Origin of the sequence: Phytopseudomonas straminea (genome assembly GCF_900112645.1) — a bacterium.
Taxonomy (GTDB): Bacteria; Pseudomonadota; Gammaproteobacteria; order Pseudomonadales; family Pseudomonadaceae; genus Aquipseudomonas; species Aquipseudomonas straminea.
The window spans coordinates 427,973-453,687 of sequence record NZ_FOMO01000001.1 but is presented as its reverse complement, the minus strand read 5'-3'; the positions used below and the strand labels follow the sequence as shown (position 1 = coordinate 453,687).

The 25,715-nt window shown below is 62.7% G+C and carries 21 protein-coding genes; 13 read left to right on the top strand and 8 right to left on the bottom strand.

Features of this window, described 5'->3' with window-relative positions:
- Positions 1-50: 50 nt before the first annotated feature.
- Complete coding sequence (metK, locus tag BM279_RS02040; protein WP_093500475.1) at positions 51-1,241, bottom strand: methionine adenosyltransferase; 1,191 nt, start codon at positions 1,239-1,241, stop codon at positions 51-53.
- A complete protein-coding gene (locus tag BM279_RS02035) occupies positions 1,238-2,266 on the bottom strand; it encodes an ArsR/SmtB family transcription factor (RefSeq protein ID WP_093500472.1) in 1,029 nt (342 codons plus the stop codon). Before BM279_RS02035 ends, metK begins: the two co-directional genes overlap by 4 nt.
- A 230-nt stretch (positions 2,267-2,496) precedes the next feature.
- Here BM279_RS02035 and tkt point away from each other — a divergent pair, with 230 nt between their 5' ends.
- From tkt to BM279_RS01990, 9 genes are all read left to right on the top strand, one after another.
- Positions 2,497-4,497 (top strand): transketolase, encoded by a 2,001-nt coding sequence (tkt, locus tag BM279_RS02030; RefSeq protein WP_093500470.1) that lies wholly within the window; start codon positions 2,497-2,499, stop codon positions 4,495-4,497.
- Positions 4,498-4,705: 208 nt separating this feature from the next.
- On the top strand, positions 4,706-5,770 hold the full coding sequence (gene epd / locus BM279_RS02025; protein ID WP_093500468.1) for an erythrose-4-phosphate dehydrogenase: 1,065 nt from the start codon (positions 4,706-4,708) through the stop codon (positions 5,768-5,770).
- Positions 5,771-5,780: 10 nt separating this feature from the next.
- The gene (locus BM279_RS02020) at positions 5,781-6,944 is read left to right on the top strand and encodes a phosphoglycerate kinase (protein WP_093501205.1); all 1,164 of its coding nucleotides are present in this window, start codon (positions 5,781-5,783) and stop codon (positions 6,942-6,944) included.
- A 105-nt stretch (positions 6,945-7,049) separates the two neighbouring features.
- Entirely contained in the window at positions 7,050-7,244 is a 195-nt protein-coding gene (locus BM279_RS02015; RefSeq protein ID WP_093500466.1) for a hypothetical protein, read from the top strand.
- Positions 7,245-7,259: 15 nt separating this feature from the next.
- Positions 7,260-7,589, top strand: a complete 330-nt coding sequence (locus tag BM279_RS02010; RefSeq protein ID WP_093500463.1) for an MliC family protein — start codon at positions 7,260-7,262, stop codon at positions 7,587-7,589.
- Between the two features lie 100 nt (positions 7,590-7,689).
- Complete coding sequence (gene fba / locus BM279_RS02005; protein ID WP_093500461.1) at positions 7,690-8,754, top strand: class II fructose-bisphosphate aldolase; 1,065 nt, start codon at positions 7,690-7,692, stop codon at positions 8,752-8,754.
- Positions 8,755-8,960: 206 nt separating this feature from the next.
- On the top strand, positions 8,961-9,404 hold the full coding sequence (locus BM279_RS02000; RefSeq protein WP_093500459.1) for a hypothetical protein: 444 nt from the start codon (positions 8,961-8,963) through the stop codon (positions 9,402-9,404).
- Entirely contained in the window at positions 9,404-10,504 is a 1,101-nt protein-coding gene (locus tag BM279_RS01995; RefSeq protein WP_208604507.1) for a PQQ-dependent sugar dehydrogenase, read from the top strand. The genes BM279_RS02000 and BM279_RS01995 overlap by 1 nt, the downstream gene beginning before the upstream one ends.
- Before the next feature lie 47 nt (positions 10,505-10,551).
- Complete coding sequence (locus tag BM279_RS01990) at positions 10,552-11,058, top strand: M48 metallopeptidase family protein (protein ID WP_093500457.1); 507 nt, start codon at positions 10,552-10,554, stop codon at positions 11,056-11,058.
- Here BM279_RS01990 and BM279_RS01985 read toward each other — a convergent pair.
- Positions 11,052-11,534: a GreA/GreB family elongation factor gene (locus BM279_RS01985; RefSeq protein WP_093500455.1), complete on the bottom strand. Its 483-nt coding sequence runs from the start codon at positions 11,532-11,534 to the stop codon at positions 11,052-11,054. The two genes, BM279_RS01990 and BM279_RS01985, sit on opposite strands and share 7 nt — an antisense overlap.
- Positions 11,535-11,539: 5 nt before the next feature.
- A complete protein-coding gene (gene yccS / locus BM279_RS01980) occupies positions 11,540-13,729 on the bottom strand; it encodes a YccS family putative transporter (RefSeq protein WP_093500453.1) in 2,190 nt (729 codons plus the stop codon).
- A 222-nt stretch (positions 13,730-13,951) separates the two neighbouring features.
- On the opposite strand from yccS, the gene BM279_RS01975 reads away from it, so the two are divergent.
- Complete coding sequence (locus BM279_RS01975) at positions 13,952-14,629, top strand: glutathione S-transferase N-terminal domain-containing protein (protein WP_093500451.1); 678 nt, start codon at positions 13,952-13,954, stop codon at positions 14,627-14,629.
- A 24-nt stretch (positions 14,630-14,653) separates the two neighbouring features.
- On the opposite strand, the gene BM279_RS01970 is transcribed toward BM279_RS01975, so the two are convergent.
- Complete coding sequence (locus tag BM279_RS01970) at positions 14,654-16,915, bottom strand: putative bifunctional diguanylate cyclase/phosphodiesterase (RefSeq protein WP_093500449.1); 2,262 nt, start codon at positions 16,913-16,915, stop codon at positions 14,654-14,656.
- A gap of 163 nt (positions 16,916-17,078) precedes the next feature.
- On the opposite strand from BM279_RS01970, the gene desA reads away from it, so the two are divergent.
- From desA to BM279_RS01955, 3 genes are all read left to right on the top strand, one after another.
- On the top strand, positions 17,079-18,263 hold the full coding sequence (desA, locus tag BM279_RS01965) for a delta-9 fatty acid desaturase DesA (RefSeq protein WP_093500447.1): 1,185 nt from the start codon (positions 17,079-17,081) through the stop codon (positions 18,261-18,263).
- 158 nt (positions 18,264-18,421) lie between these two features.
- A complete protein-coding gene (locus BM279_RS01960) occupies positions 18,422-19,387 on the top strand; it encodes a GGDEF domain-containing protein (RefSeq protein ID WP_093500446.1) in 966 nt (321 codons plus the stop codon).
- 415 nt (positions 19,388-19,802) lie between these two features.
- Positions 19,803-21,155: an OprD family porin gene (locus tag BM279_RS01955; RefSeq protein WP_093500444.1), complete on the top strand. Its 1,353-nt coding sequence runs from the start codon at positions 19,803-19,805 to the stop codon at positions 21,153-21,155.
- Between the two features lie 93 nt (positions 21,156-21,248).
- Here the strand turns inward: BM279_RS01955 and aguA are convergent, their stop codons facing one another.
- The 3 genes from aguA to BM279_RS01940 all read right to left on the bottom strand — a co-directional run bounded on the left by aguA (position 21,249) and on the right by BM279_RS01940 (position 24,909).
- Positions 21,249-22,355: an agmatine deiminase gene (gene aguA, locus BM279_RS01950; protein ID WP_093500442.1), complete on the bottom strand. Its 1,107-nt coding sequence runs from the start codon at positions 22,353-22,355 to the stop codon at positions 21,249-21,251.
- A 353-nt stretch (positions 22,356-22,708) separates the two neighbouring features.
- Positions 22,709-23,332, bottom strand: coding sequence for a TetR/AcrR family transcriptional regulator (locus BM279_RS01945; RefSeq protein WP_093500440.1), 624 nt, complete (start codon positions 23,330-23,332; stop codon positions 22,709-22,711).
- A 197-nt stretch (positions 23,333-23,529) separates the two neighbouring features.
- Positions 23,530-24,909: a glutamine synthetase family protein gene (locus BM279_RS01940; RefSeq protein WP_093500438.1), complete on the bottom strand. Its 1,380-nt coding sequence runs from the start codon at positions 24,907-24,909 to the stop codon at positions 23,530-23,532.
- Positions 24,910-25,715 lie beyond the last annotated feature (806 nt).

The following is a 25,715-nucleotide window of genomic DNA, read 5'->3' as shown; positions in this document are numbered from 1 at the left end:
CACGGAGGCTTTTTTGTTGCCGCCGCACAAGGTGCGGCGGTGGCTTGGGCTTACAGGCCGGCGGCGGCGCGCAGTTCGGCGGCCTTGTCGGTTTTTTCCCAGGTGAAACTGGTGAAGCTGTCGTCGCCGACGGTCAGCTGCTGCGGCTCGCGGCCGAAGTGGCCGTAGGCGGCAGTCGGCTGGTACATCGGGTGCAGTAGGTCGAGCATCTTGGTGATGGCGTACGGACGCAGATCGAACACGTCGCGCACCAGCTTGATGATGGTCTCTTCCGCCACCTTGTTGGTGCCGAAGGTGTTGATCGAGATGGAGGTCGGCTGGGCCACGCCGATGGCGTAGGACACCTGGATCTCGCAACGTTCGGCCAGGCCGGCAGCGACGATGTTCTTGGCGACGTAGCGGCCGGCGTAGGCTGCCGAGCGGTCGACCTTGGACGGATCCTTGCCGGAAAACGCGCCGCCACCGTGGCGGGCCATGCCGCCGTAGCTGTCGACGATGATCTTGCGGCCGGTCAGGCCACAGTCGCCCACCGGGCCGCCGATCACGAAATTGCCGGTCGGGTTGATGTGGAACTGGGTGTCCTTGTGCAGCAGTTCGGCCGGCAGGGTGTGCTTGATCACCAGCTCCATCACCGCTTCGCGCAGGTCGCTTAGGCTGACGTCCGGGTTGTGCTGGGTGGACAGCACCACGGCGTCGATGCCGACTACCTTGCCGTTTTCGTAACGGCAGGTGACCTGGGATTTGGCATCCGGACGCAGCCACGGCAGCAGGCCGGACTTGCGGGCTTCGGCCTGGCGCTCGACCAGCGCGTGGGAGAAGCGAATCGGCGCCGGCATCAGCACGTCGGTTTCGTTGCTGGCGTAGCCGAACATCAGGCCCTGGTCGCCGGCGCCCTGGTCTTCCGGCTTGGCGCGGTCGACGCCCTGGTTGATGTCCGGGGACTGCTTGCCGATGATGTTCATCACGCCACAGGTGGCTCCGTCGAAGCCGACGTCGGAGCTGGTGTAACCGATATTGCAGATCACGTCGCGGACGATCTGCTCGAGGTCGACCCAGGCGCTGGTGGTCACTTCACCGGCAATGATCGCCACGCCGGTCTTGACCAGGGTTTCCACAGCCACGCGGGCGTGCTTGTCCTGGGTGATGATGGCGTCGAGCACGGCATCGGAAATCTGGTCGGCGATCTTGTCCGGGTGCCCTTCGGACACGGACTCGGAGGTAAACAGGGAGTATTCGCTCATCTATCGGTTGTCCTGGCGAGTGAGGGCCTCTCGGCCACGTGCGTGAGTGGAAGGGTGCGCTGGAAATGCCGCACCTGAATTTGAAAGCCATTGCGCAGGCCGACATACAGGCTTTCGCCAGGTGTCAGGCCGGCGGCGATTGCCCAGTGGGCGAGATCGTCCTGCTCGAAGCCTAGCCAGAGATCGCCGCAGGTGTCGCGGGCCCAGCTCTGGTCGTGGCTGCACAGTTCGGTGATCAGCAGGCTGCCGCCCGGATTGACCTGTTCGGCCAGTTTGCTCAAAGCCTGGGCCGGGGCGGCGAAATGGTGCAGCACCATGTTCAGCACCACGCAATCGGCGCTCGAGTAGGCATCCTGCAGGGCGTCGGCCAGGTGCAGCTGCACGTTGTCCAGGCCCTCCTGCTGGCAGCGTTGGCGAGCGAGCTCGAGCATCGCTTCACTGTTGTCCAGGGCGGTCACACGAGTGAAGCGGCGTGCCAGTTCCGGCAGGAAGCCGCCATCGCCGGGGCCGATTTCCAGGGCGCTGGCCTGGGCCGGTAAATCCAGCGAGTCGAGCAGCGCCACGACGCTGTCGCGGTACTGCGGCAGGCCGGCGATCAGATCCTGCTGAGCCTGGAAACGCTCGGCGCTGCGGGCGAAGAAATCGCGGCTGGCAGCGGCCCGTTGCTGGTGCACCTGGGCCACGCGCTGACGCACCTCGGCGGGCAGTTCGAGATTGTCGACTTCCTGCAGCAGCGCGGCATGCAGGGCGCCGCCGGGACTTTCGAGGTGGGCGAGGGCGCGGCGATAGAAGATCGCATTGCCTTCGCGACGTGTCGCCACCAGGCCGGCCTGGGCCAACACCTTGAGGTGATGGCTCATGCCCGACTGGCCGATGGCGAAAATCTGCGCCAGCTCCAGCACGCCAAACGAGTCGTTGCTCAGGGAGCGCAAAACGTTCAGGCGCAAGCCGTCGCCCGCAGCCTTGCACAGGGCGGACAGCAGGTCGGTGGGCTCGAAGTCGAGTGAGGGTGCGCGTTGTGTCATGGGGCGCAGTCTAGTCGGTCATTTTTCAGCCAGCAACCGCAATATCAAAAAGTTTTGATATTGCGGTCGGTCCGGCGCAGTCGCGAGATTTTCGAGGCTGCTGTGGATAAAAAGCGCAGCAATATTGTCGCGGACGACCATCTGTCATTGCCCCGGCGGTACTGGCTGGGCGAAAATGGGCGCCTTTTTTCGTCCAAGCTGCTTCGGCAGCCACCCGCAGGAGATTAGCGATGCCCAGCCGTCGTGAGCGTGCCAATGCCATTCGTGCCCTCAGCATGGATGCTGTGCAGAAAGCCAACAGCGGCCACCCCGGTGCCCCCATGGGCATGGCGGATATCGCCGAAGTGCTGTGGCGTGACTACCTGAAGCACAACCCGGCCAACCCGAATTTCGCCGATCGTGACCGCTTCGTGCTGTCCAACGGCCACGGCTCGATGCTGATCTACTCGCTGCTGCACCTGACCGGCTACGACCTGTCCATCGACGACCTGAAGAACTTCCGCCAGCTGCACAGCAAGACCCCGGGCCACCCGGAGTACGGCTATGCGCCGGGCGTCGAAACCACCACCGGCCCGCTCGGCCAGGGTATCGCCAACGCTGTGGGTTTCGCCCTCGCCGAGAAGATCATGGCAGCGCAGTTCAACCGCGACGGCCACAACATTGTCGATCACCACACCTACGCGTTCCTCGGTGACGGCTGCATGATGGAAGGCATCAGCCATGAAGTCTGCTCCCTGGCCGGCACCCTGGGTCTGGGCAAACTGATTGCCTTCTACGACGACAACGGCATTTCCATCGACGGCGAAGTGCACGGCTGGTTCACCGACGACACGCCGGCGCGCTTCGAAGCCTACGGCTGGCAGGTGATCCGCAATGTCGACGGCCACGATGCCGAAGAAATCAAGATGGCCATCGACACCGCACGCAAGTCCAGCGATCGTCCGACGCTGATCTGCTGCAAGACCATTATCGGTTTCGGCTCGCCGAACAAGCAGGGCAAGGAAGAGTCCCACGGCGCTGCCCTGGGCCACGACGAGATCGCCCTGACCCGCGCTGCCCTGAACTGGAGCCACGCACCGTTCGAAGTTCCGGCCGACATCTACGCCGAGTGGGATGCCAAGGAAGCCGGCCTGGCTGCCGAAGCCGAGTGGGACCAGCGCTTCGCTGCCTACTCCGCCGCCCATCCGGAACTGGCCAACGAATTCGTGCGCCGCATGGCCGGCGAGCTGCCGGCCGACTTCTCCGAAAAGGCCAGCGAGTTCATCCGCTCCGTGGCCGAGAAGGGCGAAACCATCGCCAGCCGCAAGGCCAGCCAGAACTGCCTGAACGCCTTCGGCCCGCTGCTGCCGGAGTTGCTCGGCGGCTCGGCGGACCTGGCCGGTTCCAATCTGACCTTGTGGAAGGGCTGCAAGCCGGTCGTCGCCGAAGATGCTTCGGGCAACTACATGTACTACGGCGTGCGCGAGTTCGGCATGAGCGCCATCATGAACGGCGTCGCCCTGCACGGCGGCCTGATCCCTTACGGCGCGACCTTCCTGATGTTCATGGAATACGCCCGTAACGCGGTGCGCATGTCGGCGCTGATGAAGCTGCGCGTGCTCTACGTGTTCACCCACGATTCCATCGGCCTCGGCGAAGACGGCCCGACCCACCAGCCGGTTGAGCAGCTGACCAGCCTGCGTACCACGCCGAACCTGGACACCTGGCGCCCGGCGGATACCGTCGAAGCAGCGGTGGCCTGGAAGCACTCGGTCGAGCGCAAGGACGGCCCGAGCGCGCTGATCTTCTCGCGCCAGAACCTGCCGCATAACCTGCGCGACCACGAAACCGAAGCGGCCATCAGCCGTGGCGGCTACGTGCTGAAAGACTGCGCCGGCGAGCCGGAACTGATCCTGATCGCCACCGGCTCGGAAGTCGGCCTGGCCATCCAGGCCGCCGACAAGCTGAGCGAGCAGGGCCGCAAGGTCCGCGTGGTGTCGATGCCGTCGACCAACGTCTTCGACCAGCAGGACGCTGCCTACAAGCAGTCGGTACTGCCGCTGCAGGTCACCGCGCGGATCGCCATCGAAGCTGCCCACGCGGACTTCTGGTACAAGTACGTCGGCCTCGAAGGCCGCGTGATCGGCATGGAAACCTACGGTGAGTCGGCGCCCGCCGGTCAGCTGTTCGAGCACTTCGGGTTCACCGTCGAGAACATCATCGGCACCGCCGAAGAACTGCTCGACGCTTGACCCTGTCAGCCGAGACGAGCCTGCGCGGTTCGTCTCGGCTCATGCTCGATTCTCTCAGATCCTCTTCAAAGGATCGCGAGCTAGAGCAGTGCAAGGCAAAAACAGGCGAGGAAGCGGAGTTTACTAGTGTAAATGAGCATTCCGAGCCTGTTTTTAACGCAGCAATGCCGACGCGTAGCAGTCTTTGAACAGGATCTCCGAGATCGCCATGTCCCATCGCCCTTACCGCGTTGCCCTGAACGGCTATGGCCGCATCGGTCGTTGCGTCTTGCGTGCGCTGCATGAGCGGGCAGGCGAGGCTCGGCTGGAAATCGTCGCGCTCAATGACCTGGCCGACCAGGCCAGCATCGAATACCTGACCCGTTTCGACTCCACCCACGGGCGTTTCCCCGGCGAGGTGAAGGTCGCCGGTGACCATCTGCACATCAACGGCAAGCCGCTCAAGGTGCTGCGCCAGCGCGAGCCCGAGGGCGTCGGCTGGCGTGCGCTGGACATCGACCTGTTGCTCGAATGCTCCGGCCAGTACACCACGCGCGAGCAGGCCGAGCGCTTCGTGCGTGCAGGCGCGCCGCGGGTGCTGCTGTCGCAGCCGATGGCCAGTGAGAGCGATGTCGACGCCACGGTGGTGTACGGCGTCAATCAGCAGTGCCTGACGGGCAGCGAGCGTCTGGTCTCCAACGCATCCTGCACCACCAACTGCGGTGTGCCACTGCTCAAGCTGCTCGACGAGGCGGTGGGGCTGGAGTACATCTCCATCACCACCATCCACTCGGCGATGAACGACCAGCCGGTGATCGATGCCTATCACGACGAGGACCTGCGTCGTACGCGTTCGGCCTTCCAGTCGGTGATTCCGGTGTCCACGGGCCTGGCGCGCGGCATCGAACGGCTGCTCCCGGAACTTGCCGGGCGAATCCAGGCCAAAGCCATTCGGGTGCCGACGGTCAACGTGTCCTGCCTGGATATCACCTTGCAGACCGCCCGCGACACCAGTGCCGAGGAGATCAACCGGATCCTGCGCCAGGCCGCCGAACAGGGGCCGCTGCAGGGTCTGCTGGCGTACACCGAGTTGCCGCACGCCAGTTGCGACTTCAACCATGATCCCCATTCGGCCATCGTCGACGGCAGTCAGACACGGGTTTCCGGGCCTCGCCTGGTCAACCTGCTGGCCTGGTTCGACAACGAATGGGGCTTCGCCAATCGTATGCTCGACATGGCCGTGCATTATCTCGATGCCGCCGCTCACTTATCACCAGCCCCTGTTAAGGACTGATTCAATGACCCTGAACATCGCGAAAATGACCGACCTTGATCTGCAAGGTAAGCGCGTGCTGATCCGTGAAGACCTCAACGTGCCGGTCAAGGACGGCGTTGTGAAGAGTGATGCGCGCATTCTTGCCGCGCTGCCGACCATCAAGCTGGCCCTGGAAAAAGGCGCCGCGGTAATGGTCTGCTCGCACCTGGGCCGCCCGACCGAAGGTGAATTCAGCGAAGAGAACAGCCTGGCGCCGGTGGCCGCCTACCTGAGCAAGGCCCTTGGCCGCGAGGTACCGCTGGTCAAGGACTACCTGAACGGTGTCGAACTGAAGGCCGGTGAGCTGGTGCTGTTCGAGAACGTGCGTTTCAACAAGGGCGAGAAGAAGAACGCCGACGAGCTGGCCCAGCAATACGCCGCCCTGTGCGACGTGTTCGTGATGGACGCCTTCGGTACTGCCCACCGTGCCGAGGGCTCGACCCAAGGCGTGGCCAAATTCGCCAAGGTCGCCGCGGCCGGCCCGCTGCTGGCCGCCGAACTGGACGCATTGGGCAAGGCCCTGGGTGCGCCGGCCCAGCCGATGGCGGCGATCGTCGCTGGCTCCAAGGTGTCGACCAAGTTGGACGTGCTGAACAGCCTGAGCGGCATTTGCGATCAGCTGATCGTCGGCGGCGGCATTGCCAATACCTTCCTGGCGGCGGCCGGTTTCCCGGTCGGCAAGTCGCTCTATGAGGCTGACCTGGTCGACACTGCCAAGGCCATCGCCGCCAAGGTCAACGTGCCGCTGCCGGTCGACGTGGTGGTCGCCAAGGAGTTTTCCGAGTCTGCCGTCGCGACCGTCAAAGCGGTCGCCGACGTGGCCGACGACGACATGATCCTCGACATCGGCCCGCAAACCGCCAAGCAGTTCGCCGAGCTGCTCAAGGCCTCGAAGACCATTCTGTGGAACGGCCCGGTCGGTGTGTTCGAGTTCGATCAGTTTGGTGAAGGCACCAAGGCCCTGGCCCTGGCCATCGCCGAAAGCCCAGCGTTCTCCATCGCTGGTGGTGGCGACACCCTGGCAGCCATCGACAAGTACGATGTGGCCTCGCGCATTTCCTACATTTCCACCGGCGGCGGTGCCTTCCTCGAGTTCGTCGAGGGCAAGGTACTGCCGGCAGTGGAAATCCTGCAGAAGCGCGCCGCCGAGTAATAAAGGTAAAAGCCAGGGTCGGTACGCTTGCGTACAGACCCTAAACCTTGGCGGCCTGTGGTGGTCATTAGCCTTGTACGGAAATCAGCCAGCAAGGAGTGACCCATGCGTAACGCGGCCGTGGTACTGATGGTGTGTGTGGTTCTGGGCGGATGTGCAGGTGGCGGCTCGCCACGCGACGACGCCTGCCGAGTCCTGAGCCCGGCGGAAATCGATCTGCCGACCACGCGCGACGATCAGCGCATCGAAGGGCAGAGTACTGGTGATTCGACGCCGCCCGTGGGCGAGCAGAACTGCTAAGGCAAGGAGAGTGCGATGACCCGATACCAATGCACGGCCGTGTTGTTCGGCCTGGCCATGCTAGCCGGTTGTGCCGGCAAGGATTACGCCGAGAGTCAGCCGTGGAACCACTGGGTCTGCGACAGCCATGCCGAAGTGTTCTGGCGTTACGCCGACCCGGCCCATGAGAAGGTCGATGTGCGCATGGGTGGCAGCGATGTCGTCCACCGCCTGAGCCTGGAACCGTCCGGTTCCGGCGAGCTGTACAGCGACGGTACGCTGTCCTTCCACGCCAAGGGTGAGGAAGGGCTGATCTACCGCACCGCCAATGACGATTTGCTCGGGCGCGGCTGCAAGGCGCCCTGAAAGACCTGCGAGCGGCATGCCCACTCGCGCAAACTTGAATAGCGCCTGCCACTGCGGCAGGCTTGCACGATCAACGAGCCCTATCGGGAGATAGCAAAACATGGCACTTATCAGCATGCGCCAGATGCTCGACCACGCCGCCGAATTCGGCTACGGCGTGCCGGCCTTCAACGTCAACAACCTCGAGCAGATGCGCGCCATCATGGAAGCCGCCGACAAGACCGATTCGCCGGTCATCGTCCAGGCCTCTGCGGGTGCCCGCAAGTACGCCGGTGCACCGTTCCTGCGCCACCTGATCCTCGCTGCGATCGAAGAATTCCCGCACATCCCGGTGTGCATGCACCAGGACCACGGCACCAGCCCTGACGTCTGCCAGCGCTCCATCCAGCTGGGTTTCAGCTCGGTGATGATGGACGGCTCGCTCAAGGAAGACGGCAAGACTCCGGCCGACTACGACTACAACGTGCGCGTCACCCAGCAGACCGTTGCCTTCGCTCACGCTTGCGGCGTTTCGGTGGAAGGTGAGCTGGGCTGCCTGGGTAGCCTGGAAACCGGCATGGCCGGTGAAGAAGACGGCGTCGGCGCCGAAGGCGTGCTCGATCACAGCCAACTGCTGACCGACCCGGAAGAAGCGGCTGACTTCGTCAAGAAGACTCAGGTCGACGCCCTGGCCATCGCCATCGGCACCAGCCACGGCGCCTACAAGTTCACCAAGCCGCCAACCGGCGATGTGCTGTCCATCGAGCGCATCAAGGAAATCCACAAGCGCATCCCCAACACCCACCTGGTGATGCACGGTTCCAGCTCGGTGCCGCAGGATTGGCTGGCGATCATCAACGAGTACGGCGGCGACATCAAGGAAACCTACGGCGTGCCGGTCGAAGAGATCGTCGAAGGCATCAAGTACGGCGTGCGCAAGGTCAATATCGACACCGACCTGCGCCTGGCTTCCACCGGTGCGATCCGTCGTTTCATGGCCCAGAACCCGGCCGAGTTCGACCCGCGCAAATACTTCGCCAAGACCGTCGAAGCCATGCGTGACGTGTGCATCGCCCGTTATGAAGCTTTCGGCACCGCCGGTAATGCCTCGAAGATCAAGCCGATCTCTCTGGAAGGCATGTTCCTGCGTTACGCCAAGGGTGAGCTGGCCGCCAAGATCAACTGATCTCGCATAGCCGCAAAGCCGCCTGCCCTTAGCGGGGCCGGCGGCTTTTCTGTATCTGGTGACGGCGTTTTGATTGCGAGTATTGGGTGTCGACCAGGTACGCGCGTGTCGTCTGTCGCCCACGAAAAACCATGTAAAACTCCTGTTCCACCGCGCCCGAGGCGCTGCGCCATACTGCCGCCACGCGTTTCAGGATGTCGGCTCCCATGCCTCAGAACTCTCGCCTCTGGCTGCCATTCGGCTTGGCCGTGCTCGTTGCCACCGTACTCGGTAGCATCGTTCAGACCCAGTTCAATCTCGCCGCCCTGCAGCAGCTTGGGGCGCAGATCCCGCCAGCTATTCGCCTGCAAGCCACTGCCCGTGATCTGCTGGGCTTCAGCCCGACTCTCGCCGCTCTGGTGATCGCTGCTTTCATCATCGCCTTGCCGCTGACCACCTGGCTGGCGCCTGCCCGCGGCGCATTGCGCTGGCTGGCGTTTCTGCTCGCGGGCGCCCTGGCCATGTGGCTGGCACTGACCTTCGCCAATGCCGTGGCGCCGATGCCGACCCTGATCGGCGCCAATCGCACCCTGGTCGGCACCCTGGCGCTGATGTGTTGCGGCGGCCTGGGTAGTCTGGTGTTCGCACGCTTCAGTGGGGGCGCACGCTGATGGCCTTGAAGAACGGGGTGGTGGCTTTGCTGGCACTGGGGCTCTGCGCGAGCGCGCTGGCCGAGGCCGATTATCGGATCGAAACCGTCACCGGCGGCCTGGCGTACCCTTGGTCTATGGCCTTCCTGCCCGATGGCCGCATGCTGGTGACCGAGCGCACTGGGCAGCTACGCCTGATCGACGCCCAGGGCAAGCTGCAGGCCGAGCCAATCGGCGGTATGCCGGCGCCCTTCGTGGCCACCCAGGCCGGCCTGATGGAGGTAGCGCTAGACCCGCATTTTGCCAGCGACCCGTGGATCTACCTGAGCTACGCCCACGGTGAGGCGGATGCCAACAACACACGGCTGGCTCGCGCCCGGCTGGTCGATGGCGAGCTACGTGATTTTCAGGTGCTGTTCACCGCCCAGCCGGCCAAGGCCGGCGCCTCCCACTATGGCGGGCGCATCGCCTTCCTGCCGGACGACACCCTGGTGCTGACCCTGGGCGATGGCTTCGACTGGCGTGAGCAGGCGCAGAACCCGGCCAATCACCTGGGCAAGACGGTGCGACTGAACCGCGACGGCAGCATTCCGCCGGACAACCCGCTGCGTGGCCAGCCGGGCGCCGCCGAGGAGATCTACAGCCTCGGACACCGCAACGTGCAGGGTATCGTCTACGACCGCCAGCGCCAGCGCCTGTACAGCCACGAGCACGGCCCCAAAGGCGGCGACGAGCTGAACCTGCTGCAGCCCGGCGGCAATTACGGCTGGCCGCTGGCGTCCTTTGGCGTCGATTACACCGGCGCGCTGGTCACCCCTTTTACCGAGCTGCCGGATTACCTCTCGCCGGAGTTGCACTGGACGCCGTCGGTCGCGCCCTCCGGGCTGGCGTTGTACACCGGTGACCGTTTCCCGCACTGGAAGGGCGATCTGTTCGTTTCCACGCTGAAGGAAAAGAGCGTGCGCCGGGTGCGCCTGGAGAAAGGCCGGCTGGCAGGGGAGGACATCCTCTTCCAGGAACTGGAGGAGCGCATTCGCGGTGTCTACAACGGGCCCGATGGCGCGCTGTATCTGCTAACCGACAGCGAGGAAGGCAGGCTGCTGCGGGTCGTGCCGCTGTAGTGCAGGTGCGGCATAATTGACCGCCAAGTCCGACCTGCCGTACCGCCATGACACCCCTCAAATACCTCCAGGGTTATCCCGCCTCCTTGCAGGAGCAAGTCCGCCAGATGATTGCGGGCGAGCGCCTGGGCGATTACCTGGCGCAGCGCTATCAGGGCCGCCACGGGATCCAGAGCGACAAGGCGCTGTACGTCTACGTCATGGCGCTCAAGCAGGAACACCTGAAGAATGCGCCGGCCATCGACAAGGTGCTGTTCGACAACCGTTTAGACCTGACCCATCGCGCCCTCGGCCTGCACACCAGTATCTCTCGGGTGCAGGGCGGCAAGCTCAAGGCCAAGAAGGAGATTCGCGTCGCCTCGCTGTTTCGCGAGGCGGCGCCGCAGTTCCTGCAGATGATCGTGGTGCACGAGCTGGCGCACCTGAAGGAAAGCGATCACAACAAGGCGTTCTACAAACTCTGCGAATACATGCTGCCGGACTATCAGCAACTGGAGTTCGACCTGCGCCTGTATCTAACCTGGCGTGATCTGCAGGCTGGTACGCCTCAATAGGCTTCGATGATTTCGTGATGCTGCGAGCGGCCGGCGACGGTCAGCTCGATTTCGTCACCGATGTGCCGTCCCAGCAGACGCTGGCCGAGCGGTGCATCCGGGCTCAGCACGAGAATCGCGCGCTGCTCGACCTGCACCTTGATCGCCGCGCCTTCCGGGCCGAGAAACAGCCATTGCTGCTGGTCGTTTTCGTCGGCCAGCAGTACCAGGCTGGTCAGCCGAATGCCCTGGGCATCGTCATAGGGGCGCACCTGCAGCTGGCGCCAGACGCGCAGGCGCTGGCCGATCTCTTCCACGCGGCGAGCCTGCCCGGCGGCCAGGTAGGCGGCTTCCAGCCCGAGGGTGTCGTATTTGTTCTCGGCGATGTTCTCTTCATGGGTGGCCGTTTCATGGGCGACCCGCGCTGCCTGTTCGGCTGCCTGCAGTTCCAGACCGAGCCGTTCGATGACCTGCTGCACGATAGCCTGCTTGTCCATGGCGGTCAGACCCCGACTGCCGGCTTTTCGCGGTTCTTCAGCAAGTGCGCCGCCAGGGTGCGTAGTGGGCCGAGCTGGCGGGCGATCAGCGACAGCTGGGTTTGCACCAGGCGCTGGGCGTCGTCCAAGTCATCGGGCATCTGCTCCAGGCTGCTGGCAAGGCGATCCTCATGGTCACTCTGGATGGCCACCGGCGTCTGTTCGCTGAGGCCGCGGGCAATCTCGTCGAGGCTGTCTGCCAGGCGCAAGGCAATGGCCGGCAGTTCGTTCTGCTCGTCGGCCAAAAGCGCCTCGCCACGGTGCGCACCGAGCCCCGACAGGTAGCTGAGCAGGGTGTGGGAGAGCACCAGAAAGCGAAAGCCGATATCCGCCTCCTTCCGGAAGTGTCCCGGCTCCATCAGCATGTTGCCAAGGGTGGTCGACAGCGCCGCATCGGCATTGTGGGCATTGCGCCGGGCCAGGCGATAGGCGAGGTCGTCGCGTTTGCCTTCGGCGTATTGGCGCATGATCTGCCGCAGGTAGGTGCTGTTGCAGCTCAGGGTGTTGGCCACCACGCGATTGAGTCGGCGGCCCTGCCAGTCCGGCAGGATCAGGAACACCGCTAGGCCGGCGATCAGGCTGCCGAGCAGGGTATCGAACAGGCGCGGCAGGATCAGCCCGTAGCCGTCGCCCACTTGGTTGAAGCAGAACAGCACCATCAGGGTGATCGCCGCGGTAGCCACGGTGTAGCGACTGGAGCGGGTGGCGAAGAACACCACGCCGGCGGCGACGGCGAAGAACGCCTGGACCAGCTGCGCTGGGAACAGGTCGATCAGCGCCCAGCCCAGCAGCAGGCCGAGCACGGTGCCGACGATGCGCTGCACCAGCTTCATGCGCGTGGCGCCGTAGTTGGGCTGGCAGACGAACAGGGTGGTGAGCAGGATCCAGTAGCCCTGGGTCGGGTGAATCCAGTGCAGCACGCCGTAACCGGCAGCCAGGGCTATGGACAGGCGCAGGGCGTGGCGGAACAGCAGCGAAGTGGGCGTGAGCTGCAGGCGGATGCGCTCCCACACATCGCGTAGTGACTGCGGTTCGCGGTCGAGCAGCGAGCTGTCCTGCTCCTCGGCGAGGGCGTCGGGGTTGCTGGCGCTGCCGAGCAGGCGATCTAGGGTGCCAAGGTTGCCGGCCAGGGCGCCGAGCGAGCGCAGCAGGTGCTTCCACGCCGGGTTGCTCTGGATGCGCAGGTGTTCCAGGGAGGCTTGCAGGTCGGCCTGGGCCTGGCTGTACTGCTCGCCGTACTCGAATGGCTGGCGCAGCTCGATGGCCTGGGCCAGCGCATGGCAGGCCTTGCCATGCAGACGCAGCAGGCGCTGGCAGCGGAACATCACGTCGCTGTGGAAGAAGGCTTCAGCCAGGGCGTTGTAGGGATAGTGCGAGGAGCTGGCGCGCTCGTGAATGTCCTGGGCGAGAAAGTACAGCTTCAGGTAGCGGCTGACCTTGGGGCCGGGACGACCATTGCCGACCCGGTGCAGGATGATTTCCTTGGTGGCGTTGAGCGCCGCCACCACCCGACCATTCTGCTTGGCCAGGTCCAGGCGCCGGGCTTCCACGTCCAGCTGACGCAGCGGCTCGAACAGCGCGGCCTTGAGCTTGAGGTAGAGCCCCAGCTCGCGGAACAGCCGGGCCAGGCTCTGCTGCACCGGCTGGTGGGCGAACAACGCATGCCACAGTACCGAGAGCACCCCGTACCAGGCGGCGCCCGCCACCAGCAGCAGCGGCTCCATCCACAACCCGGCAACGCCGCCGCGCTGTTCCACACCGATCATGCTGTACACCGCCAGAATCAGCGTGGCCGAGCCGAGGGTGGCGAAGCGTTCGCCGAGGGCGCCGAGCATCGTCAGGGAAAAGGCGGAGAGCGCGAGAGCGGTGACGAACAGCCAGGGGTAGGGGAACAGGAATTCGACCGTATAGGCCGCAGCGCTGAAACAGCCCAGGGTGACCAGCAGGGCGGTCAGCCGGCCCTGCCAGCTGTCGTCGGTCTCGGCCAGGGCGCTGGCGATCACACCGAGAAACAGCGGAATCAGGCTGTGCATCCAGCCCTGATGCCAGCACAGCGCCAGGCTGCCACCCAAGGCGATGAATACCCGCAGGCTGTAGCTGAACTTGTCCAGCGCCCAGAGGCGGCGCAGCGAGTGGCGCAAGGAGGAAGACGGCATCCGGATCGCGACCTGTACGGGTGAGGTGACTGATTGGGGCTCAACGCGGCGTTTCGATTGTGCCTTGCTGGCATCGTTCAGTGCGAGCGGCGCTTGCGTGATACGCCGAGCCGCGCACGCTGACGACGGGTGCAGCGTCTCGGTCACTAGGGCTGAACTCTGCTTGCAGCGCCTGGCTCCAAAGTTTTACTCATTGCACGCCATCATCGACAGGAGCGCCCCATGATCGATCTCCATTACTGGACGACCCCCAATGGCCACAAGATCAGCATCTTTCTCGAAGAGAGCGGGCTGGAGTACAACGTGTACCCGGTCAATATCGGCGAAGGCCAGCAGTTCGAGCCGGCGTTCCTGAAGATCGCGCCGAACAACCGTATTCCGGCCATCGTCGACAACAATCCCAGCGACGGCGGCGAGCCGATTTCGCTGTTCGAGTCCGGGGCGATTCTTGAATACCTGGCCGACAAGATCGGGCGCTTCATGCCGCTGCAGCCACGCCTGCGCGTCGAGGTGCAGCAGTGGCTGCACTGGCAGATGGGCGGCCTGGGCCCGATGGCGGGGCAGAACCATCACTTCGTACGCTTCGCGCCGGAGCAGATTCCCTATGCCATCGACCGCTACGTGAAGGAGACCGCGCGCCTGTACGGTGTGCTCGATCGTCGCCTCGAGGGGCGCGAGTACGTGGCCGGCGACTACTCGATCGCCGACATGGCCATCTATCCTTGGGCCAAGGGCTGGGAGCTGCAGCGCCAGCGCCTGGAGGATTTCCCCAACATGGCCGCCTGGCTGGCGCGCATGGGCAAGCGTTCGGCAGTGCAGCGCGCCTATCAAGTCGCGGAAGCCATCGGCCAGCGCCCGGATGAGGTATTGACCAGTGAGGCGCGCAAGGCGCTGTTCTGAAATGGACTGCTAGCGTGGCACTAGTTACGCCAGTTGCAGCTCCTGCGCCGGCACCGGCCGGCCAATGAAGTAGCCCTGAACGTAGTCACAGCCCAGCTGGCGCAGTCGCTCCAGCTGCTCGGCGCGTTCCACGCCTTCGGCGAGCACCTTCATCTCCATGCTGTGGGCAAGGGCAATGACCGCCCGGGTGATCGCCAGGTCGTCCTTGTCGTCGGGCAGGCCGGCGACGAAGCTTTGATCGAGTTTGAGCTTGTGCACCGGCAGGCGTTTCAAGCGCGCTAGCGAGCTGTAGCCGGTGCCAAAGTCGTCAATGGCCAGGCGCACGCCCAGGCCGCGCAGGCGTTCGAGCAAGGCCTGGGCCTGATCCGGGTCGTCCATCACTGCACTTTCCGTCACTTCCAGTTCCAGGCAGCCGGCCGGCAGGCCGGTGCTGGCCAGTATCTGGGCGACGCGCTGGTCCAGTTCGCCGCGGCTGAACAGGCGGCTGGAAACATTCACGGCGACGAATTGCAGACTACGCCCGGTGCTGCGCCAGGCGACCATCTGCCGGCACGCCTGTTCGAGCACCCAGGCGTCAATGGCGGCGATCATGCCGCTGTCTTCGGCAATCGGGATGAATTCGCCGGGCGGTACCAGGCCGCGTTGCGGGTGCTGCCAGCGCACCAGGGCCTCTACCCCTATCAATTGGTTGTCGGTCAGGCTGTGAAGCGGTTGGTAATGCACCCGCAGCTCGCTGTTCTCGATGGCGTGGCGCATGCCGGCGATCATCTCTACACGTTGGCGGGCATACTCGGTCTGCTCCTGGTCATAGAACGCGAAGCCGCCACGGCCAGTGCTCTTGGCTTTGAACAGCGCCGAGTCGACGTTACGCAGCACCTGATCGACGCTGTTGGCGTCATTCGGATACAGGCAGATACCGACACTGGCGGAAATGAACAGCTCCTGGCCTTCGAGCAGGAAGGGGGCGTCCAGGCAATCGATCAGTGTCTGTGCCAGTTGCGCCGCCTGCTCGGCCTGGGCGCAGTCTTCGCTGAGCACGGCAAACTCGTCGCCACCCAGGCGCGCCAGGGTGCTGCCATTACCCAACTGGCTGGCTAGTCGCTCACCAGTGGCCTTGAGCAGCAGGTCGCCGAGGTTGTGGCCGAGGCTCTCGTTGATGTGCTTGAAGTGATCTAGGTCGACGACCAGCACGGCGCCACGCTCCTCATCACGCTGGGCGCGCTGCAGGGCATGCTCGACTCGCTCGCTGAACAACAGGCGGTTGGGCAGGCCGCTCAGAGGATCATGGTGGACGAGGTGATCAAGCTCATGCTGGGAATGCTTGAGCACGGTGATGTCCGAGAACACCGCCACGTAATGGCTGAGCAGGCCGTTATCACCACGAATGGTGCGGATGCACTGCCACTGCGGATAGATTTCGCCGTTTTTGCGGCGGTTCCACACCTCGCCGCTCCAGGTGCCCTGAGTCTGCAGGGTGTGCCAGAGATGCTGGTAAAACGCCGCGTCATGGCGACCGGACTTGAGTAGGGTCGGGTGCTTGCCGAGGATTTCCGCTTCGCTGTAGCCAGTGATGCGACTGAACGCCGGGTTGATGTGCACGATGGTCTGCTGCGCATCGGTGACCAGCACACCTTCTTGGGTGGATTCGAATACCGCCGCCGCCTGGCGCAGACTGTCGGCATCGGCGCGGCGCTGGGTGATGTCCTTGACCGTGCCGATAAAGCGCGCAGGGCGCCCCTGTGTATCGAGCTGCAACCGTCCGCGCGACAGCACCCAGCGGTAGCTGCCGTCACGGTGGCGTAGGCGATAGCTGTTTTCGTAGGCGCTGTCTTCGCTGGCCTGCATCAATTGGTCGAGAACGCGCTGATAAACGGCGCGGTCGTCGGGATGCAGCAGTTCTTGCCAATGGTCGCGGTCGGCGCTCAGCTCACCATCGTGCATGCCCAGCAGGGCGTGATAAGCCGGCGAGTAATACACGCGCTGGTGGATCAGATCCCAGTCCCATAGACCATCTTCGGTGGCCGACAGCGCCAGGCTGAGTCGCTCTTCGCTGGCGTGCAGCGCGGTGCCGATCTTCGCCTGGCGTTCCAGGTGGCGACTGATCGTCAGGTACAGCAGGGCACTGGTCAGCAGCACGAACACCAGACCCTTCCAGACCTGAACCTGCTCCGCCTGTCGGGCGGTGAGACCGAGCGAGGCCAGTAGCAGGTCGCTGAACACGATCCACAGGCCGGCGGCGATCAGGTAGTTCAAAGTCAGGCGCAGTGCGCCCTGGCGAGTGCTCATGGGGAATGGTTGGCTTGGTTTTCGGGGGAAAAGATCATCCGTGGGGGCATCCTTGTAACATCCTTAGCCAAAAGACCAAGTGGTTTTCCAGCAGCGAGTGTTGATAATGGAGATGCGGCACTTTGTCCGCATCGCTTTTTCTCTGCAAGAGGTACCCCTGCCCATGTGGTACAACGGTTTTCTCGATCTGCCGGTCTGGCAGCTCATCGTCGTCACCCTGGTGCTGACTCACATCACCATCGTAGCCGTCACGGTCTATCTGCACCGTTATTCGGCGCACCGCTCCCTGGAGCTGAACCCTGCTCTCAAGCACTTCTTCCGATTCTGGCTGTGGATGACCACAGGCATGAATACCCGCGAGTGGACGGCCATCCACCGCAAGCATCACGCCAAATGTGAAACCGCCGAAGACCCCCACAGCCCGGTTGTGAAGGGCCTCGGCACGGTAATGCGCAAAGGTGCCGAGCTGTATGCCGAAGAGGCGAAGAACGAAGACACCCTGCGCATCTACGGCAAGAACTGCCCGGATGACTGGATCGAGCGCAACATCTATTCGCGCTTCCCGATTGGCGGCGTGTCGCTGATGCTGATCATCGATGTGCTGTTGTTCGGCGCCTTGGGCCTGACCGTCTGGGCCGTACAGATGATCTGGATTCCCTTCTGGGCTGCCGGGGTCATCAACGGGCTGGGCCATGCCGTCGGTTATCGCAACTTCGAATGCCGCGACGCGGCCACCAATCTGGTGCCCTGGGGCATCATCGTTGGCGGCGAGGAGCTGCACAACAACCACCACACCTACCCCAACTCCGCCAAGCTGTCGGTCAAACGCTGGGAGTTCGACATGGGCTGGGCGTGGATCCGGCTGTTCAGCATGCTGGGCCTGGCCAAGGTTCAGCGCGTTGCGCCGATTGCCCATCGCGTGCCGGGCAAAGGGATTCTGGACATGGATACCGCCATGGCCATCCTCAACAACCGTTTCCAGATCATGGCTCAGTACCGCAAGCTGGTGATCGGGCCGCTGGTCAAGCAGGAGCTGGCCAAGGCCGACGAGTCCGTTCGTCATCAGTTTCGCCGGGCCAAGCGCCTGCTCTCTCGTGAACCGAGTCTGCTGCAGGACAAGCAGCAGGTGCGTATCGACGCCATGCTGGCGCACAGCCAAGCGCTCAAGGTGATCTACGAGAAGCGCCTGGCACTGCAACTGATATGGGCGCGTACCAGTGCCAATGGTCATGACATGCTCGAAGCGATCAAACACTGGGTACACGACGCCGAAGCGAGCGGCATTCAATCGCTGCGTGATTTCGCCGAGCAGTTGAAAACCTACTCTCTGCGCCCAGTGGCCGCGTGATGTAGCGCACAAAGCCGGGAGGTCGGTGAACCGCCCACTGCAGCCATGGTCATAGTTGTGACCCGGCTGCCACCCAAAAGCCCGCCATTCGGCGGGCTTTTTCGATTCTCCTTGGCGGCCTTAACCGCAAGCAAGGGGCCAATGCTCTGGATCGGTATATGGATGAACTCGCTGCTATTGACCTGGAAGAGCTGACCCTGGCTCTGCTGCACAGCCGTGCTGAAGGCACCCGGCTGCGCGAGCGCGAGCAACTGTTCAGCACGCTCCTGGGCAGCGTCAATGCGGTGCTCTGGGCGTTCGACTGGGAGGCTCAACAGATCATCTATGTCAGCCCGGCTTACGAGTTGATTTTCGGACGCTCGGCCGGCTTGTTGCTGGCCGACTATGGAGAGTGGCGCAACAGCATCTATCCCGATGATGTGGAATACGCGGCCGAAAGCATGGCCAAGGTGCTGGAGACCGGTGCCGTGGAGGCTCGCGAATACCGGATCATCCGCGCTGACGGCGAGATTCGCTGGCTCAGCGACAAATGCTTTATCGGCAGACAAAGTGAAACTCATGCGTCGCCGATCATCTTCGGTATTGCCGAAGATATCACCGAGAAGAAGCAGCTCGAAGGTGAGCTGCACCGCCTGGCCACCACCGACGTGCTGACCCAGAGCAGTAACCGTCGGCACTTCTTCGAATGCGCGCAAAGCGAGTTCGAGCTGGCGCGCACCCACGGGCAGCCGCTGGCCTTCCTGCTGCTCGACCTGGACGACTTCAAACATATCAATGACACCTACGGCCACCAGGTCGGCGACCAGGTGCTGCAGCAGCTGGCCAATTGCGCCAGTTCGGTACTGCGCCGTGGTGACCTGTTCGGACGAATCGGAGGTGAAGAGTTCGCAGCGCTGTTCCCGGGATGCGAGCCGGAGCTGGCCTCGCAGATCGCCCAGCGCCTGCAACGCGAAATTCAGCGTCTGTCTTTCAGCCATGAAGGCACCACCTTCGGTATTACCGTTAGCCAGGGCCTGACCACGTTACGCAGCGGGGACCCAGGCCTGGACGTGCTATACGCCCGGGCCGATGCGGCGATGTACCAGGCCAAGCGTCAGGGCAAGAATCAGATCGTCACCAGCTGAGTTGGCGGAATATCGCCTTAACCTTGCTTTTATACGGCGGAAAATCGCTCATTTTTATCGATGAGCGCACGCCCCTTCCTGTCATTTTGCCAGTAACATATTGAAATGTTGGCGCTTATGCGACTTTGGTCGTCCATGGCATGCAATCTGCTGTGTTAAATTCCACAGCAACGGCCTACAGAGCCGAAAATAACAATGCCGAGAGTCGAACGATGCCTATTGCCTGTCGCAGCAGTCAGTCCAACCTGTTTCACCCTTACCCCTAAGTTTTCGTATTGCCGTCTTCGTAGTCATGGCGCCCTCCGGCTGCCTGGCGCCTGACGGCCGTACCCGAATTCGGCTGGCTGCGCGCCATGAAGGCGGCATCTGGCGGGCCGATGTGCAACACCACTAAAAGAACACTGGAGAGATCACGATGAAAAAAGCTTCCCTGGCGCTGGCCGTAGCCGCCGGCACTCTGGGTCTGACCCTGGGCAACGTTGCCAACGCTGCCTTTATTGAAGACAGCACGGCCAAGCTGGATCTGCGTAACTATTACTTCGATAACGACAACCGTGAAAGCCAAGGTGACGTTGGCGTTGGTGCTGCTCGTAGTGGCCAAGTTCGTGAGTGGGGCCAAGCGTTTCAGCTGAACTTGCAGTCGGGCTTCACCGAAGGCCCCGTTGGTTTTGGTGTAGACGCACTGGGCCTGCTGGGTGTGCGTCTTGATGGTGGTGGCCGTGCAGGCAAAGCCGGTCAAGATCGTACCCCGAGCGCTATGTTTCCGCTTGAAAGCGATGGCAGTGCTCGCGATGAGTTCAGCAGCTTGGGCCTGACCGGCAAGATCCGCTTCTCCAAGACGGTTGCACAGATTGGTACTTTGCAGCCGAAACTGCCGGTCGTGACCTTCAACGATGGTCGCCTGATCCCGCAAACCTTCGAAGGTGTGCAGATCACCTCCAATGAAATCGACAACCTGACCTTGATTGCAGGTCAGTTGGAGCACGCCAAGGGGCGTACCTCCAGCAACGCCGACTCCCTGGCGATTGCTGGTGCTGCCAATGGCGCCGATAGCAATAAGTTCTACTACGGTGGTGCTGACTACAAAATCAACAAGGATCTGTTGGTGCAGTACTACTACGGTAACCTGGACGACTTCTACAAGCAGCACTTCCTGGGGCTGACCCATACGCTCGCTCTTGGCGCTGGTTCCCTGAAGTCTGACCTCCGTTATTTCGATACCAGCTCCGACGGCAAGAATGGCAGTGTCGCTGGTCGTGCTGAAGGTTACCGCGCAGCTGGCAAGCCGGGTAATGACGGCGAAGCTGACAACCGCACCTGGAGCGCCTTCTTCACTTATAGCCTGGAAGGTCATGCCCTTAGTGCTGGCTACCAACAGGTGTCTGGTGACAGTAACTTCATGCAGCTGAACCAGACTTCGATCCCTGGCCAGGGCGGTGCTACCACTTACCTGATCACCGACCGTCAGATCACCAACTTTGCCCGCGCTGGCGAGCGTACCTGGATCACCCAGTACGGTTACGACTTCGGCAAGATCGGTGTGCCGGGCCTGACCGCCAACGTGCTGTACATGAAAGGCGACAACATCAAAGCAGTTGGTGGTGACCAGAAAGAGTGGGAGCGTGACCTGACCGTCAGCTACGTGGTACAGGAAGGCGTTGCCAAAGGCCTGGGCTTCGCCTGGCGTAATGCCTCGCTGCGCAGCGAAGCTACTGCTGACACCGACCAGAACCGCCTGATCGTCAGCTACAGTATCCCGCTGCTGTAAGCAGACCGTATCGAGCCGCACCACGCGGCGGCTCGTTCAAATGCAAAAGCCCGGACTGGTTCCGGGCTTTTGCGTTTCTGCTGGTTGGTTAAATTAATTGGCAGTAGCTGCAGGCTGCTGCTGGGTGATGCAGTGGATATTGCCGCCGCCCAGCAGGATTTCCCGGCCCGGCACCATCACCACTCGGTGCTCGGGGAACAGGCGCTCGAGGATGGCCTTGGCTTCTGCGTCCTTCGGGTCGTTGAAGCTGGGGGCGACGATGCCGCCGTTGACGATCAGGAAGTTCACGTAGGAACCGGCCAGGCGCACCTCAGGGCTGCGCTCCTGGCTGCCGGCTGCGCGGTCGACACCGGCGCATTCTTCCTCGGTGGCATACAGCGGGCCCGGGATCGGCATCTTGTGCACGGTCAGGGCGCGGCCTTTGGCGTCGCGGACTTTTTCCAGTACGCCCATGGCTTCCTGGCAACGGCTGTAGTTGGGATCCTGCGGATCGTCGGTCCAGGCCAACAGCACTTCGCCCGGTCGCACGTAACAGCAGAAGTTGTCGACGTGGCCGTCGGTCTCGTCGTTGTACAGGCCATGCGGCAGCCAGATCACGGTATCGATGGCCAGGTGATCAGCCAGCATGACTTCAATCTGTTCACGGTTTAGGTGCGGGTTGCGGTTGTGGTTGAGCAGGCACTCTTCGGTGGTGATCAGGGTGCCTTCACCGTCGACGTGGATCGAGCCGCCCTCGAGCACGAAACCTTCAGTGCGGTAGCGGTCGTAGCCTTCGATATTGAGGATCTTGCTGGCGACCTGATCATCACGCAGCCAGGGGAAGTAAAGGCCGCCCTCGAACCCGCCCCAGGCGTTGAAACCCCAGTCCACGCCGCGCACTTCGCCCTTCTGGTCGGTGACGAAGGTTGGGCCGGTATCGCGAACCCAGGCGTCGTCGGTGGTCATCTCGACGACGCGAATACGCTCGTGATCCAGGTGTGCGCAGGCATTTTCGTATTGCGCCGCCGAGGCGCAGACGGTGACCGGCTCGAACTCGGCGATGGCCTTGGCCACGGCGACGAACGCGTGCTGGCCAGGCTTGCCACCCAGTCGCCAGTTGTCCGGGCGCTCCGGCCACACGATCCAGATCTGGCTGTGTGGCTCCCATTCGGCCGGCATGCGGAAGCCATCGGCGCGGGGTGTGGAGGTCAAGGTGTTCATGGCGTTGCTCCGGTGCTGAAGTCGTTCAAGGGGGCAGGAGGCGGTTGCGCCATCCCAGGGTTCAATGGGGCATACAGAATCTGGTCGCCGTTTACGGAGCTTATCCCTAGTGCGCTTACAGCCCTTGCATCACATGCCTGTATTGCGGCGAGGCGAGGGCTTATACGCGGCGAGAAATGCTCATTCGAAATGATCTTATAGTCGATAAATATCGGCTTTGAAAGGATGTTTTTAGCACTATCCAGCATATTTAAAATATATTTGCGGATAAGTATTTGTATTAAATGAAATTGTTCGGGCTGATGGGCGCAACTCGCATGCGGTTCAGCGAAGCATGGCCACGGCGGCACCTTTCAGCTGATTGCGCGTTTGCGCAGGAAGGGCGGCAGGTAAAGCCCTAGGTACGCTTCGAATACGCGCAAGCCTTCCTCGGCATAGCGTGGGGTGATTTCTCCGTGCTGGTGAATCGAGCGGGCGTACACCCGATCGCCAAGCTCCATGGCCAGGCCGAACACATCGATATCGTCCGGCAGCGCCGGCAACTCGAAGTAGCGGTCGAACAGTGCCCGGTGCTGCTGACTGAGCTCGATATCGTGCTGGCGGTCAGCCTGGGTCACCTCGCTCAGACCGTGTTGGGCGAGGATCAGCTGCCTGGCCGCCGCATCGCCGGCATAGATGCGCAGCATTCGCTGCTCGATGATTCGGGAAAGATCACGCCAGGACTGCAACTGGTCCGCGTCGATGGGCTCCTGCAGGCAGTCTCGGAAGGCACGGTGAACATCGGCCGTCAGCGCCTGGAGCAAGGCGGGTACGCTAGGAAAGAAGTGGTAGACCGAGGACGGTGCGATTTCCGCGCGTTCGGCCACGGTGTAGATCGACAGCGCCGCCACCCCTTGCTCGGCCAGTAGCGTGCGGGCCGCGGCGAGAATCTGTTCGATACGTGCCTGGCTGCTGGCGCGGGGCTTGCGGGCGCTCACTCAGGCGTTCCTGGCTGCTTGCAGGCGTGTGCCAGGCCAATAACTGGCAAAGCCGGAAGGCGGTGAATCAATGTGGTCTTCCTATTTGACGATGGTGGCGAGTGCGACGAGATACCGTGGCGTCAGTACCTGGCCGGTCGCCGAATGATAGCGCCAGGCGACTATGAAAACGCCGGCTTCCGCCGGCGTTTTGCGCATCACACGGTGTGCAGGTACCAGTTGTACTCGAGATCGGAGATGGTCGTCTCGAACTCCTGCAACTCGGCTTCCTTGCAGGCGACGAAGATATCGATGTAATCCGGGCTGATGTACTTGTTGAGTACCTCGCTGTCGTCCAGCTGACGCAGGGCATCGCGTAGGTTGTTCGGCAGGCTCTGCTCCAGCTGCTCGTAAGAGTTGCCCTCGATGGGCTCGCCCGGATCCAGCTGGTTGGTCAGACCGTGATGAATACCGGCCAGGATCGCCGCCATCATCAGGTACGGGTTGGCATCGGCGCCGGCTACCCGGTGTTCGATGCGGATCGCATCGCTGCTGCCGGTCGGCACGCGTACCGCTACGGTGCGGTTGTCCAGGCCCCAGCTCGGCGCATTGGGCACGTAGAACTGCGCGCCGAAACGGCGGTAGGAGTTGACGTTCGGGCACAGGAAGGCCATCGACGCCGGCATGGTGTCGAGAATGCCTGCAATGGCATGACGCAGCGGGGCGTGCTGCTCCGGATCCTCGGTGGCGAAGATGTTCTGCCCGGTTTTCTTGTCGAGTAGCGAGATGTGCACGTGCAGACCATTGCCCGCTTGACCCGGATAGGGCTTGGCCATGAAGGTGGAGTCCATCTCATGGTCGTAGGCGATGTTCTTGATCAGGCGCTTGAGCAGCAGCGCGTGGTCGCAGGCCTTGAGCGCGTCCTTGGTGTGGTGCAGGTTGACCTCGAACTGCGCCGGTGCGCTTTCCTTGACGATGGCGTCGGCGGGCAGCGCTTGTTCCTTGGCCGCTTCGAGCATGTCCTGCAGGCAGTCCACGTACTCGTCGAGGTCGTCGATCAGGTAGACCTGGGTGGAGTGCGGACGCTTGCCGGAAATCGGCGAGCGCGGCGGTTGCGGGCGGCCATTCACGTTCTCCTGGTCGATCAGGTAGAACTCCAGTTCGAAGGCCGCGCAGATGGTCAGGCCAAGTTCGTCGAACTTCTGTACCACCTGACGCAATACCTCACGGGGATCGGCAAAGAAGGGGCTGCCGTCCAGTTCGTGCATGGTCATCAGCAATTGCGCGGTCGGGCGCTTCTGCCAGGGTTCCTTGCACAGGGTATCGGGGATGGGGAAGCAGATACGGTCGGCGTCGCCGATGTCCAGGCCAAGGCCGGTGCTTTCGACGGTTGAGCCGTTGATGTCCAGGGCGAACAGCGAAGCGGGCAGGTTGATGCCCTTTTCATACACCTTGTGGAGGCTGGCGCGTTCGATGCGCTTGCCGCGCACGACACCATTCATATCTGCAATCAGAAGGTCGACGAACTGAACCTCAGGGTGTTCCTTGAGGAACGCGTTCGCTTCATTGAGCTGAACGGCACGCGGGGGTACCGACATGATGCAACACCTTTGTTGTTAAAAATATCAATCAATTGCTGACGCACAGCGAGTCAATCCCAAACGCCAGAGGCTGTCAAGGCAGCTCGATGTTGCCCCAATGAGGGGCGCTGCGGCCATTTTTAGGGCGTTTCAGGGCATTTCCAGCGTTAGATCTCTGCACCCTTTTAGACGCGGCTGTGGGGCGGTGCGCGAATCATTGAGCCAGCTTGTGTTGAAAAATGAACAAGGATAAGCTCGGTCAAACCCCACATAATCCAACAATACGGGTGTTTCATGAGCTGCATGTCGCTGTCCGGCGTCATTGCCAGCCTCCCACGGTGCGCGGCATTGCCGGCTGTGGTAGAGGTTGCTCGATCCTCTTGCGCAGCCCTTGCGGCGCGCACTGCGGCGCATCGCATTGCGGTATCTCTTACCTGCTCCTTCGCTCGAAAATCTGCACACTTCTCAATCCGTGAAGACGTTTGCGTCTTCATTGCTAGGCGACGAGTATCGCGACGCCTCGATGCGCTCAACTGCATTGCCAATCGTGAACCTTGCCGTGAAGCAGGTGACGGCGCGCGCTTTGCAAAGGCATCTGACTCTGTCGAGTGCAACAAAGGTCGGTTACAGTCGGTGCACGATGGTGAAGCACCGCTGGGCATGCGCTGCGCTCTGCCGCCAGTGCCTGGAGGGTCGCTCGGGCAGTTGCCCGCAGTCGTGTAACACCCTGGTTTATTCCGCATCCACCTGGCAGGCCTGCCAGGCCTCTCGTGGTGCGGGGCATGTCGAGCCGGCCGAGGATGCCGGTTTCAAAACACTGAGGT